Origin of the sequence: Caballeronia sp. LP006, assembly GCF_031450995.1 — a bacterium.
Classification (GTDB): Bacteria; Pseudomonadota; Gammaproteobacteria; order Burkholderiales; family Burkholderiaceae; genus Caballeronia.
The window spans coordinates 708,248-720,593 of the sequence record NZ_JARTVW010000003.1; the positions used below are offsets into that span (position 1 = coordinate 708,248).

12 protein-coding genes are annotated in these 12,346 nt (G+C 62.8%); 6 read left to right on the forward strand and 6 right to left on the reverse strand.

Going from position 1 to position 12,346, the window contains the following annotated elements:
• Nucleotides 1-2 precede the first annotated feature (2 nt).
• From P9250_RS07845 to P9250_RS07865, 5 genes are read left to right on the forward strand one after another with little or no spacing between them, the layout of a single operon-like run.
• The gene (locus P9250_RS07845) at nucleotides 3-767 is read left to right on the forward strand and encodes a glutamine amidotransferase (protein ID WP_250511665.1); all 765 of its coding nucleotides are present in this window, start codon (nucleotides 3-5) and stop codon (nucleotides 765-767) included.
• Nucleotides 764-898, forward strand: coding sequence for a hypothetical protein (locus P9250_RS07850; protein ID WP_310392206.1), 135 nt, complete (start codon nucleotides 764-766; stop codon nucleotides 896-898). The genes P9250_RS07845 and P9250_RS07850 overlap by 4 nt, the downstream gene beginning before the upstream one ends.
• Entirely contained in the window at nucleotides 895-1,800 is a 906-nt protein-coding gene (locus P9250_RS07855; RefSeq protein ID WP_310392207.1) for a ribokinase, read from the forward strand. Before P9250_RS07850 ends, P9250_RS07855 begins: the two co-directional genes overlap by 4 nt.
• A 22-nt stretch (nucleotides 1,801-1,822) precedes the next feature.
• Nucleotides 1,823-2,668 carry a BtpA/SgcQ family protein gene (locus P9250_RS07860; protein ID WP_250468316.1) on the forward strand — a complete coding sequence of 282 codons (846 nt, stop codon included), beginning with the start codon at nucleotides 1,823-1,825 and terminating at the stop codon, nucleotides 2,666-2,668.
• Between the two features lie 49 nt (nucleotides 2,669-2,717).
• Entirely contained in the window at nucleotides 2,718-3,332 is a 615-nt protein-coding gene (locus P9250_RS07865; protein ID WP_310392209.1) for an HD domain-containing protein, read from the forward strand.
• A 225-nt stretch (nucleotides 3,333-3,557) separates the two neighbouring features.
• Here P9250_RS07865 and P9250_RS07870 read toward each other — a convergent pair whose 3' ends face one another.
• From P9250_RS07870 to P9250_RS07880, 3 genes are all read right to left on the reverse strand, one after another.
• Entirely contained in the window at nucleotides 3,558-4,904 is a 1,347-nt protein-coding gene (locus tag P9250_RS07870) for an MFS transporter (protein WP_310392211.1), read from the reverse strand.
• Nucleotides 4,905-5,070: 166 nt separating this feature from the next.
• Entirely contained in the window at nucleotides 5,071-6,003 is a 933-nt protein-coding gene (locus P9250_RS07875) for a 3-keto-5-aminohexanoate cleavage protein (RefSeq protein WP_244832421.1), read from the reverse strand.
• Nucleotides 6,004-6,041: 38 nt separating this feature from the next.
• On the reverse strand, nucleotides 6,042-6,842 hold the full coding sequence (locus P9250_RS07880) for an SDR family oxidoreductase (protein WP_310392213.1): 801 nt from the start codon (nucleotides 6,840-6,842) through the stop codon (nucleotides 6,042-6,044).
• Nucleotides 6,843-7,266: 424 nt separating this feature from the next.
• Between P9250_RS07880 and P9250_RS07885 the strand changes: the two genes are divergently transcribed.
• Nucleotides 7,267-8,838: a DHA2 family efflux MFS transporter permease subunit gene (locus P9250_RS07885; protein WP_250468313.1), complete on the forward strand. Its 1,572-nt coding sequence runs from the start codon at nucleotides 7,267-7,269 to the stop codon at nucleotides 8,836-8,838.
• A 40-nt stretch (nucleotides 8,839-8,878) separates the two neighbouring features.
• On the opposite strand, the gene P9250_RS07890 is transcribed toward P9250_RS07885, so the two are convergent.
• Genes P9250_RS07890 through P9250_RS07900 form a run of 3 tightly spaced genes read right to left on the reverse strand, consistent with a single transcriptional unit; the run spans nucleotide 8,879 to nucleotide 12,298 of the window.
• The gene (locus P9250_RS07890; RefSeq protein ID WP_244832424.1) at nucleotides 8,879-9,868 is read right to left on the reverse strand and encodes an asparaginase; all 990 of its coding nucleotides are present in this window, start codon (nucleotides 9,866-9,868) and stop codon (nucleotides 8,879-8,881) included.
• Complete coding sequence (locus P9250_RS07895) at nucleotides 9,865-11,121, reverse strand: D-amino acid dehydrogenase (protein ID WP_310392217.1); 1,257 nt, start codon at nucleotides 11,119-11,121, stop codon at nucleotides 9,865-9,867. The genes P9250_RS07890 and P9250_RS07895 overlap by 4 nt, the downstream gene beginning before the upstream one ends.
• Nucleotides 11,122-11,152: 31 nt before the next feature.
• Nucleotides 11,153-12,298 carry a branched-chain amino acid ABC transporter substrate-binding protein gene (locus tag P9250_RS07900; RefSeq protein WP_310392219.1) on the reverse strand — a complete coding sequence of 382 codons (1,146 nt, stop codon included), beginning with the start codon at nucleotides 12,296-12,298 and terminating at the stop codon, nucleotides 11,153-11,155.
• Between the last annotated feature and the right edge of the window lie 48 nt (nucleotides 12,299-12,346).

Below are 12,346 nucleotides of genomic sequence, written 5' to 3' on the forward strand. Positions count from 1 at the left end.
GAATGACGAAGAAAGTCCTGCTCGCCGGAGAGTCGTGGACCAGCACGGCAACCCATGTGAAGGGTTTCGATCTGTTCGCGTCGGTGACGTATCACACCGGCTCCGAGCAGTTTCTCGCGCTCTTCAAGGACAGCGCCGGGTACGCGGTCACGCACATGCCGAGTCACGACGCGCAGACGCGATTTCCCACGACGCTCGAAGGGCTCGAGGAGTATGACGCGATCATTCTTTCCGACATCGGCGCGAATACGCTCTTGCTGCATCCGGATACGTGGGTGCACAGCAAGCGCACGCCGAACCGCCTGAAGTTGTTGCGCGAGTATGTGGAGGCAGGCGGCGGTCTCATGATGATCGGTGGCTATCTGAGCTTTCAGGGCATCAACGGCAGTGCGCGCTTTCGCAATACGCCCGTCGAGGACGTGCTGCCCGTGAAGTGCCTCGCGTGGGATGACCGCGTTGAAGTGCCCGAGGGGTTCACGCCGAGTATCGTCGCGCGGCATCCGGTGATAGAGGGCCTCGGCATGCAATGGCCGCATCTGCTCGGCTACAACGAAGTCGAGTTGAAGCCGGGTGCGACGCTCATCGCAACCGTGCCGGACACGGGCCATCCGTTGCTCGTGGCGGGGCAGTATGGCGAGGGCCGCACGCTTGCCTGGACAAGCGACATGTCCGTGCACTGGCTGCCGCCCGAGTTCTCCGCGTGGGACGGTTATGGACGGCTTTGGCGGCAGTGTCTCGACTGGCTGACCGAGGCGCGCGCGGCATGATGTATTTCGGTATCGCCGACCTCGACCTCGACCTCGCGCGCGCGGCATGCGCGGCTTGCCGCGACGCTCGCCCGCGTGAGGCGCTCGGCTCGTATCGAGCGATGTCCGGCTACCGGATGGCACCATCGTGAGCAGCGCGCGCGTCTGCGTGATCGGCAACGCGGCGATGGACATGACGCTGCGCGTGGCTTCGTTGCCGAAGCCCGGCGAGACGTCGATTGCGCTTGGTAGCACGCTGGACTTCGGCGGCAAGGGCGCGAATCAGGCGGTGATCGCTGCACGCGCGGGCGCGCAGGTGACGTTGCTTGCGGCTGTCGGACGCGACGCCGACGGCGCGCGCATCGTCGCCATGCTCGGTGAGGAATGCATCGATACGCGGCACGTTGACCATCTCGATTGCACGACGGACCTTTCCATTGTCACCGTCGATGCTGCCGGTGAAAACACCATCGTCACGCGCAACGAAGCCGCCAGCGGCTACGCACCGGATGCCGCGTTGCTGGACGCCGTGAGCGCGCCGGGCGACTGGATCGTGCTGCAAGGCAATCTGGCGCGCACGGTGACGGCGACGTGGTTGCGCGCGGCGCGTCGCGGCGGGCGGCATACGCTTCTGAATCCGGGACCGGTGCAATTCGAGGTCAACGCGCTGCTGCCCGATGTCGATGTGCTCGTCGTCAACAGCGTCGAGGCCGAAATGCTGTCGGGCGACGCCGATGCACGCCGCGCGGCGCTCGCACTGCACGCGGCAGGCGCGACCGACGTGCTGCTCACGCTCGGCGCGGGCGGCGTCGTCTGGTGCGGCGCGCACGGCGGCATCGAGCAGATGCCCGCATCTGAAGTCATTGCCGTGGACACGGTCGGCGCAGGCGATGCACTCTGCGGCATGCTCGCGGCTGGGCTCGCGCACGGCCATCGTCTGCGCAACATCCTGCCTCGCGCAATGGCCGTTGCCGCCTATGTGGTCGGCCGGCACGGCACGCAGGCGAGTTTTCCGGATCGTGCGCGCATGCTCGAACTCGCGCGCTTCATCTGACCGATACTTCGACAGGATTCTCATGGACACCGGACACGAGGTTGGACGCGGACGCACCGACAGCATCGCGCATATTTTCGGCCGCCCGCGCGGCGTGGTCATAGGCGTGATTCACTGCCCGGCGTTTCCCGGCGCGCCGCGCTACGACGGAGGCACGAGCGAGGCGCTATACGAAACCGCTCTTGCCGATGCCCGCGCGTATGCAGCAGGCGGCGTCGATGGTCTCATCGTCGAAAATCATGGCGACGTGCCGTTCGCAAAACCGGATGACATCGGACCGGAAACATCGGCGTTCATGGCCGTGAGCGCGGACCGGATTGCGCGCGAGACGGGCCTGCCTATCGGCATCAACGTGCTTGCCAACGCTTCGGTGCCGGCGCTTGCCATCGCGGCCGCGAGCAATGCCGCGTTCGTGCGCGTCAATCAGTGGGCGAATGCTTATGTGGCCAACGAAGGCATCATCGAAGGCGAGGCGGCGCGGGCCTTGCGATATCGTGCGCGGTTGCGCGCGGAAGGCATCCGCGTGTTTGCGGACGCGCACGTGAAGCACGGCGCGCATGCAATCGTCGCGGATCGTGCGCTCGAGGAACTCGTGCGCGATGTCGAATTCTTCGATGCCGATGCGATCATCGCCACCGGCCAGCGCACGGGCGATGTCGCGAGCCTTGATTATCTTCGGCAGATTCGCGCCGCGACCAGGCTTCCGCTTTTGGTGGGCAGCGGCTGCACGGAAACCAACGTCGCGGAGATTTTGTCGGTCGTGGATGCGGTGATCGTCGCGAGTTCGCTGAAGGTGGGCGGCGTGTGGTGGAATCCCGTCGATGAAGACAAGGTGCGGCGGTTCGTGCACGCGGCGCGAGGAGGTTAGGACGAGCGGTAGACTTCTCCTCGTGCAACCGTCTTCCGGGAGAATGAATTTGAACCAAGACAAAGAGGTCGAGCCGCTCTCGCGGCGCTTCGGGTTTCTGATCGAACTGGACAAGTTGAAGTCGGTTATGCGGCAATCGCCGCTCATCGACCGCAGCCGCAGGGAGAATTCGGCGGAGCACTCGTGGCATCTGGCCATGTTCGCGCTGGTACTTTCGGATTGCGCGAAGGATGTCGACAGTTTTCATGTCATCAAACTGCTGCTCGTGCATGACATCGTCGAGATCGATGCCGGCGATCATCCGCTGCACGCGCCAGGCGCGGATTCCGCGTCGATCGAGCAATCGGAGCAACGGGCCGCAGACCGAATCTTCGGGTTATTGCCCGACGATCAAGGGCGCGAACTGCGCAAACTATGGATGGAATTCGAGGCGGCTGAGACACCGGAGGCGATCTTCGCCAAATCGCTCGATCGGCTGCAGCCGTTGCTGATCAATACCTTGACTGGCGGAGGCACGTGGACGGAGAACGGCGTGAACGAGCAACAGGTCGTGGAGCGGTACGGGCCTGTGATTGCACGCGGATCGCCGCAGTTGTGGGAAGCGGCGCGTGAGCTTGTCGGCGCGCACTTTTCCGGTGACGTCGCTCGCCGGAAAGACGACTGATGCCGTGGCGAATGGCGTTGAATGACGGCGAGATGCATCCGCAGTGTCGTAGTTGGCGATGATTGCAATCTTGGTTGAGGCGACGCGTTTTGCTAGGGTCGCTCACCGCCATGTTCAACGCGTGCCCGATACATGTCCCTGACGAGCCGAAGTTAACCGTGCCATCGGCGAGCGGATTTGACAAGCCCGCTCGCCGATTCCGCATCCAGGAAAGCCATCAATCGTTCAAGCCGCGTTCGTCGCCCGTCGATCCGCATCGCTCGTCTTGCGTGTTTCATGGCCGTGCCGCAACCGCACACTGCACATTGCCGCGACAATCAGCGCGACAGCAAGACACACCAGCCCGTTCATCGCCTTGCCGGTCGATTGCTCGATGATCCCCATGACCGTGGGCCCGACGAAGCCGCCGAGCAACCCGCACGTGTTGACGAGCCCGAGTCCGCCCGCAAGCGCGCTGCCTGAAAGCCGCGAAGACGGGAACGTGAAGATGATCGACTGAACCACGAAGAACATCGAAGCGGACACGCACACGCCGAGAAAGCCGATGACGGGCGTCGAATAGGCGGCGACCAGCATGCCCGCGGCCATGATCAGCAGGCCGCCCACGAGCATGCGGCGGCTGCGCGATGAATTGCTCGCGAAGCGCGGCAAAAGGGCCGCGCCGAGTGCGGCGGCGACCCACGGCGTGGACGTCAGCACGCCGACGACGAATGGCGAGAAGTGCCCCGAAGATCCGATAATGCCCGGCAAAAAGAAGATGACCGTATAGATGGTCAACTGATGGCAAAAGTAGACGAAGATCGAGAGCCAAATCTGTCTGTCCGCCAGCGCCGCGCGAAACGTATGACCGCCGTGACCCGTACCGATGGCTTCCTGTTCGGCGGCAAGACGACGCTCCAGCGCCAGCGCTTCCTCGCGCGGTAACCACGAAGCGCGTGTCGGCCGGTCGGGCAACATCTTCCACACGACGATCGCGAGCAGCACGGCAGGCGCGCCTTCGACCATGAACAGCCATTGCCAGCCGTGAAAACCGAGCACGCCATCCATTTCCAGCAGCGCACCCCCAAGCGGGCCGCCGACGATGTTGGCCACGCACACGCCGAGCAGGAAGTAGCCGGTGGCGCGCGCGCGATCCTCGCGTCCGAACCAGTAAGTCAGATACAGCATCACGCCGGGAAAGAGTCCCGCTTCGGCCACGCCGAGCAGAAGACGCATCACATAGAACGAGGTCTCGCCGCGCACGAAGGCCATCGCCACCGAGAGCACGCCCCATGTCACCATGATGCGCGTGATCCAAAAGCGCGCGCCGACACGATGCATCACGAGATTGCTCGGAATCTCGAAAGCGGCATACGTCAGAAAGAACAGCCCCGCGCCTAGCCCATAGGCGGCGGATGACAGGCCAAGATCGATGCTCATCGTATGCTTGGCAAGCGCGATGTTGGTGCGATCCAGAAAGCTGATCACATACGAGATCACGAGCAGCGGCATGAGCTTGCGAAACAGCAGCGCGTTCAGCGACGCATGGGGTGACGCATGTGTTGAGTTACGCGAAGAACTGGGCGTGGACATGATGACTCCCGGCGTCAGGACGGATTGGAAGAGCAGGGCGCGCATGGACGACGAGGTGAAGCGTCGCGGCGAGATAGGTAGGCTTTCATGACTTGTCTCCGTGTATCTTTTCGTTGTCATGGCGCGGACGTCGCTTGGCGCGCGTCCGCTTGCTTCGGTGCGGTCTTCAGAAGTTCACGTTGTCGTGGCCCTTGAGCGCGAGCATCTGACGCGCTTCGGCGGGCGTCGCGATGTCGAGCGACAAGCCTTCGATCACTTGGCGAATCTGGCGCACTTGCTGCGCGCTCGATTCGGCGAGCTGGCCAGGACCGATCCACAGCGAATCCTCAAGGCCGACGCGCACGTTCGCACCTTGCGCCGCGCCGATGGACGCGAGCGGAATCTGATTGCGCCCCGCGCCGAGAATGGACCACACATAATCCGAACCGAAAAGGCGATCGGCGGTTCGCTTCATATGCGCCAGATCTTCCGGGTGCGCGCCTATGCCGCCCAGCAGTCCGAACACGGTCTGCACGAAGAACGGCCCTTTCACAAGCCCGCGATCGACGAAATGCGCGAGGTTGTAGAGATGCGAGGTGTCATAGCACTCGAACTCGAAGCGCGTGCCGTTCGCCGTGCACGAGCTCAGGATGTACTCGATATCCGCGAAGGTGTTCTTGAACACGAGATCGCGACTCTTTTCCAGATGCTGACGTTCCCAGTCGTGCTTCAGGTCCTTGAAACGGTCGAGCATCGGATACAGCCCGAAGTTCATCGATCCCATGTTGAGCGATGCCACTTCCGGCTGAAAATGATGCGCTGGCTTGAGGCGCTCGGCGACCGTCATATGCGGACTGCCGCCCGTCGTGAGATTGATGACCGCGTTCGTTTCCGCCTTGATGCGCGGTAAAAAGCGTTCGAAAACCGCAGGGTCTTGCGTCGGCCGCCCGTCTTCGGGATCGCGCGCGTGCAAATGAAGAATCGATGCGCCTTCGCGTGCGGCGGCGAGTGCGGCATCGGCGATCTGATCCGGCGTGACCGGCAAATACGGCGACATGGAAGGCGTGTGGATGGCGCCCGTCGGCGCACAGGTGATGATGACTTTGCGTTTGCTTGCCATGGTCTTCGATGTCCTCTCGTACTTGTTTGAAGCGATATTCAGAGCGTTTCGACGTTGCCGCAGACGGACAGCGCCTGACCGGAAATCGCGCTGCCAGCTGGCGAGCTCAAGAACAGCACGCTGGCGGCGATCTCCTCTTGCGTCACCATGCGGCGCAGCGAAATTTTCTCCAGATAACGCGCTTCCATTTCCTGATAGCTGATGTTCAGTTGCTTCGCGCGCGCGGCGATCACGCCTTCCATGCGCGGCCCCTTGACGATGCCCGGCTGCACCGCATTCACGCGAATGTTGTCCGCGCCGAGTTCGATGGCGAGACTCTTCGCGAGGCCCACGATCGCCCATTTGGTCGCGGAATAGGGCGTGCGGAATCCATAGCCGAGACGTCCTGCGACCGACGACATGAAAACGATCACGCCGCCGCCATTTGCTTCGCGCAGCATCGGCACGGCCTGGCTCGAAAAGTAGTAATGGCTATTCAGATTGATGTCGATGGTGCGTTCCCAGTCGTCCGACTCGATCTCGTCGATGCCGCCCGTCGGTCCCGCGATGCCCGCGTTGTTGATCAACACATCGAGGCCGCCGAGTTCGCGCTTCACGTCGTCGAACACGCGCGCGACGTCGGCTTTGTTCGATACGTCGGCGCGAGTACCGGTGATCGACGGCGATCCGGTCGCATGAGTCGATAGGGCATCGATGGCTTTGGCGTCGACATCGCATACATGCACGCGCGCGCCCGTGGACACGAACGCCTGCGCGATCGTCAAACCGATGCCCGACGCGCCGCCGGTGATCAGTACGCGCAAGCCGGCGGGCGGGGCGAGCAGTTTGAGGTAATCCATGTGGTTGGCTCCTGTAGGACGGTTGTTATTTGGTCAGCTTTTCGAAGCGTGGGCGATGGTGATAGGCGTGTGCTGTTCTTGCTCGCATTGCCCATTTCGCGCTTTTTGCATCTTGCGCATGTGATGCGTTGGTCCGCGCCACGGGCAACGCAAGAGAGCCGGATTGATTCCGTGATCTGTGATCACAGTGTGTGTTTGTTGCTGATCTGTGTCAATCCGGTTTGCCTAGGGGATAACCCTTCTGCGAAGTAATCGCCTAGGCGAATTTATGAAATAGGCGTTTAATAAAGCAGCGAGCTCCGCTATTCTCACGTCATCGACAGTTGCGGCGCGCGCGAGACGAGCGGGTTGAATCGCTCGTTTCGAGGACGCGCCCAACTGAAGAACCGCTTCTGCTTACAACAATCAACCCCGAACCGCAGTCATGACGCAGGGATCGCCGTCTCCCGCAGCACCCGTCCCGCATCCGCCGTTGCAGGGCGGCCAGCTCGTGATTGCCACCATCGTGGTGGCGCTTGCGACCTTCATGACCGTCCTCGATACGTCGATTGCGAACGTCGCCGTGCCGAATCTCTCGGGAAACCTCGGCGTATCGGTCGATGAGGGAACGTGGGTCATCACGATCTTCGCGGCCGCGAATGCCGTATCCATTCCATTGACGGGCTGGCTTACGCAGCAGATCGGCCAGATCCGCCTGTTCGTCGGCGCGATTCTGATGTTCGTGTTCGCTTCGTGGCTTTGCGGCATCGCGCCTGACCTGCCTTTCCTGCTGGGCGCGCGGATCTTGCAAGGCCTCGTGGCCGGGCCGCTCATTCCCTTGTCCCAGGCCGTGCTGCTGAGCTCGTATCCGAAGGCGCGCGCCAACATGGCGCTGGCGCTTTGGGCGATGACCGCCACGGTCGGTCCGATCGCAGGACCGGTGCTAGGCGGCTGGATCACCGACAACTACAGCTGGTCGTGGATCTTCTACGTGAACATTCCGGTCGGCTTCATTGCGGCGGGCGCCACGTGGATCATCTATCGCAAGCGCGAGACGCCGACGAAGAAACTGCCCATCGATACGGTCGGCCTTGCGTTGCTCGTGGTGTGGGTGGGCTCGCTTCAGGTGATGCTCGACAAGGGCAGGGACCTCGACTGGTTCGCATCGCCCTTCATCGTTGCGCTGGGGCTGATCGCCCTCGTCAGCTTCGCGTTCTTTCTCGTGTGGGAGTTGACGGAGGCGCATCCGGTCGTCGACCTGAGGCTCTTCGCATTGCGCAATTTCAGCAGCGGCACCATAGCCATTTCCGTTTCCTACGCGCTCTACTTCGGCAACCTCGTTCTGCTGCCGCAATGGATGCAGGAGTATCTCGGCTATCGCGCTTACGACGCCGGCCTCGTCACCGCGCCGGTGGGCATTTTCACGGTATTGCTTTCGCCTTTTATCGGGCGACTTTTACAGTTATTCGATGCCCGCGTTCTCGTGACGGTCGCGTTCATGGGACTGTCCGGTGTGTTCTTCATGCGCACGCAGTATCTGAGTACGGTCGATGCGTGGCATCTCGTCATACCGACCTTGCTGCAAGGTATTCCGACCGTGCTCTGGTTCGTGCCCCTCGTGTCGATCATTCTTTCCGGCTTGCCGCCCGAACGAATTCCCGCAGCGGCGGGGTTGTCGAATTTCGCGCGCATTTTCTGCGGGGCGGTGGGCACGTCGATCGCGGGCACAGTATGGAATCATCGGACGGTCGTGCATCACGTGCGACTGACCGAACAGGCGAGCGTCGACAATCCGATTTTCAATCAGACCATCGCGGCATTGCAGTCGCAGCTTCATATCGATGTGGGTGCGGCTTACGCATCGTTCGAGTTGATGGTGGCGAATCAGGCTGCCGTCATGGGGCTCGACGATTTCTTCTATGCGTCCACGTTCATTTTCATTTTGATCATTCCGCTTATCTGGATTACGCGGCCGGTGAAGGGTGGGGATTCGGCGGAGGCGGCTGGGGCGCATTGAGGCCAGGGAACAGGCATGCCTGCGGCGCGCGGTCGGGGTTCTAGTACGTCACGAACGCTTCCTGCAACGCGTGCGTGGTTCTCGTTCCCGTGAGCGCCACCATCATCAGGATTCGCGCCTTATGCGGGACCTGATCGTCCGCTGCGATCCATCCATAGCGATCGTCCGGCTGTGCGGCATTGCGGATGACGATGCCGCTGCCCGTGCGCGACGCACGCACGATATGAATGTGTCTCGCGCGCGCTTTCACGAGCGAATCGATCAACTCGTGCGCCACGTTGCCGTTGCCCGTCCCGGCGTACACGATCGCATCCACGTCGGAGCACGCCATGTGTTCGACCACCGTCCGGTTGATGCCGCCATGCGCGTAGACGATAGCGACCTCGGGCAAGGTTTGGATGGTGTCGATGCTCCATTCGCTTTCCACCGTATGCCGCCGCGCCACCAGCCGATAAAAACGCGCGCGTCCCTCGACCACGTAGCCTAGCGGACCGAAGGTCGAACGAAACGCTTCCTGCTTGAAGGTGCTGGTCTTGACGACGTCGCGCGCCGAGTGAATCTCGTCGTTCGAAACGACGAGCGTACCCTTGCCGCGCGATGCCGCGCTCGACGCCACCACGATCGCGTTGTACAGGTTGAGCGGTCCGTCGGCACTGAGCGCAGACGCCGGGCGCATTGCGCCGACCACGACGACGGGCTTCGCACTCGGCACCACCAGGTGCAGAAAGTATGCCGTCTCGTCGATGGTATCGGTGCCGTGCGTCACCACGACGCCGTCGATGTCGTCCCGCTTGAGAAGCGCGCGAACATGCCGCGCGAGCCCGAGCAGCTCCTCATTGCCAAAGTTTTCAGAGCCGGTCTGGAAAAGCTGGGCCGTTTGGATATCGGCGAGATCGCGCGCGCCGGGCAACGCGTCGAGCAAATCATCCACCGTTTCGACAGAGCAGTCGTAGGTCGCGGTATGCGCGGCCGACGCACCGCGTCCCGCGATGGTGCCGCCCGTGCCGACAATGACGACGCGCGCATTCATGATGCAGCACGCGGCGAGAAGGGGGTGTCGTCGAGCGAAGGTTCGCGCCCGGCCATCCGTTGCGCGAGCACGTGCGCCGAGCCCATGGCGAGCGTGAAGCCAAGCGCGCCATGACCGACGTTGAGCCAGAGATTCCGGTATTTGGACTCTCCGATGATCGGCGTCCCGCGCGGGGTGGCCGGCCGCAAGCCCGCCCACGCGGCTGCCGCGTCATAATCGCCCGCGTGCGGAAAGACGGCCTGCGCTTCGCGCCGCAGCGTCGCGAGCCGGGTCACATCGATCGCACTCGAATGCCCCACGATGTCCGCCATGCCCGCCACGCGCAGACGGTCGCCCAATCGGGCGTACACCACCTTGCGGTCGAAGTCCGTCACGCTCGTCGCGGGCGCAGCCTTTCCCGCGACTGCATCGAGCGTCAGGCTGTAGCCCTTGAGCGGATAGACCGGCACCCGCACGCCAATTGTGCGCAGTAAGGCCGCGCTGTCGCAACCCGACGCCACGACAACATGTTCCGCGTCCAACCTGCGGCTTCCGGCAATTGCCCGGACCTCGCCTTTGTTCGACACGGACAGCGAACGCACGGCCGTACCCAGCTCGAACGCCACGCCTCGTTCGCGCAACAAGCTTTCGAGTCCCACGCAGAAGCGGTGACAGTCGCCTGCCTCTTCGCCCGGCGTATGGATGCCGCCGACGAATCGATCTGCCACCTGGGCCAGCGCGGGTTCGAGCGCGACGCAATCGCTCACGCCGAGCGCTTGCTGCTCGCTACCGAGCGTACGCTGGTACGACAGCAAGGACGCGGCCCGCGACATCGCCATTGCGCTTCGATGCATGACGAGCTTGCCAGCGCGGACGTAGTCGAAGGCAAGCGTGGGATGGGCGGCGGTAAATTCGTGCATCAGCGAGCGGCTCAGAAAGGACAGCGCAAGGAGTTGCGCCGTGGTCGATTCGCTCATGGCCTGAGTACAGGCCCTTGCGAATTGCCAGCACCAGCGCCACTGATTCACGTCGATGGCGGGCGAGACGCGCACCGGGGCGTCGCGACGCATAAGCCAACCGGGAAGCTTCGCAAGCACGCCAGGACCGGCGAGCGGCGCCACGTAGCTGTAAGAAAGCTGCGCGCCGTTGGCGCGGCTCGCTTCCGCCGCGACCTCCGTGCGCCGGTCGATCACGCTCACTTCGTGGCCGTCCTCGCGCAAGCGGTATGCGGTCGTGAGACCGATCACACCCGCGCCGATCACCAGAATGTTCATGGCTTGCGTCGTCCTTGTGAATGTGCGGCCATTACATCTTGACGACGTCGAGCAACGTTTGATTTCCGCCCACGTAGTGATAGAGCGAGATCATTCCCTGCCTGAGGTCGCCGTGCGCGTCGAATTGCGTCTCGCCGAGTACGCCTTTGAAGTCGGTGTTGGGCATCGCCGCGAGAATCTTGTCTGGTGAGGTGGAATTCGCGCGTTTCATCGCGTCGACGATGATGTACACCGCGTCATACGCGAACGGGGCGTTGAGCTGCACCTTCTGCCCGAAGCGCGCTTCGTAGCGTTGCTCGAACGCGGGGCCATCGGGCATTTTAGCGAGCGGCATGCCGGCGATGGAACACACGACGTTGTCCGCCGCCTCGCCCGCCAGTTGCGACAGCGACGCTGCGCACAGGCCGTCGCCGGCCAGTACCTTCGAGGCGATTGCGAGCTGGCGGGCCTGCTTCGCGAACGGGCCGCCTGTCGCATCCATGCCGCCGTACATGATCACGTCGGGATGCTCGCTCTTCACCTTGGTCAGGATCGCGCGGAAGTCCACGGCCTTGTCGGTGGTTGCGTCGTGCGACAGGACGTTCATCCCGTTCGCCTTGGCGCGCTTTTCGAATTCGTTTGCGAGACCCTGACCGTAAGCGGTGGCGTCGTCGACGATGGCGACCGACTTCGCCTTCAGCACTCGGGCTGCATAGTCGGCAAGCGCCGGACCCTGCTGCGCGTCGGTGGCGACCACGCGATACGTCGTGCGAAACCCCTGCTGCGTATAGACCGGATTGGTGGCCGAGGGCGAAATCTGCAGCACGTTGGCATCGCTATAAATTTTCGAGGCCGGAATGGAGGTGCCGGAATTCATGTGCCCGACCACGGCCGCCACCTTGTCGTCCACGAGCTTTTGCGCGACCTGTGTGCCTTGGCGCGGATCGGAGGCGTCGTCTTGCGCATCCAGCGCAAGCGTGATCTTCTGTCCGCCGATCACGAGGCCCTTCTTGTTGATCTCCTCGACGGCAAGCCGTGCGCCGTTCTCGGTGTCCTTGCCGAGGTGCGCATTGGCCCCCGTCAGAGGCGCGACGTGGCCGATCTTCACTACTTCATCGGCGCACGCCTCGACCGGATGCAGGACGACGAACGCACTTCCAAATGCGGCGCAAACCGCCAGATGCAACGCTGCTGACATGACGCACTCCCTGTTTTGAATCGGTTCTTTCCGGCCGTCTTCGCCCCG

Coding starts and splice junctions, on each gene's coding strand:
- P9250_RS07890 (WP_244832424.1), bottom strand. CDS start 9,868: ATGAATGCGCGCGTCGTCATTGTCGGCACGGGCGGCACCATCGCGGGA.
- P9250_RS07875 (WP_244832421.1), bottom strand. CDS start 6,003: ATGGCAAGCAAACGCAAAGTCATCATCACCTGTGCGCCGACGGGCGCC.
- P9250_RS07870 (WP_310392211.1), bottom strand. CDS start 4,904: ATGTCCACGCCCAGTTCTTCGCGTAACTCAACACATGCGTCACCCCAT.
- P9250_RS07895 (WP_310392217.1), bottom strand. CDS start 11,121: ATGAACATTCTGGTGATCGGCGCGGGTGTGATCGGTCTCACGACCGCA.
- P9250_RS07885 (WP_250468313.1), top strand. CDS start 7,267: ATGACGCAGGGATCGCCGTCTCCCGCAGCACCCGTCCCGCATCCGCCG.
- P9250_RS07860 (WP_250468316.1), top strand. CDS start 1,823: ATGGACACCGGACACGAGGTTGGACGCGGACGCACCGACAGCATCGCG.
- P9250_RS07900 (WP_310392219.1), bottom strand. CDS start 12,298: ATGTCAGCAGCGTTGCATCTGGCGGTTTGCGCCGCATTTGGAAGTGCG.
- P9250_RS07850 (WP_310392206.1), top strand. CDS start 764: ATGATGTATTTCGGTATCGCCGACCTCGACCTCGACCTCGCGCGCGCG.
- P9250_RS07845 (WP_250511665.1), top strand. CDS start 3: ATGACGAAGAAAGTCCTGCTCGCCGGAGAGTCGTGGACCAGCACGGCA.
- P9250_RS07880 (WP_310392213.1), bottom strand. CDS start 6,842: ATGGATTACCTCAAACTGCTCGCCCCGCCCGCCGGCTTGCGCGTACTG.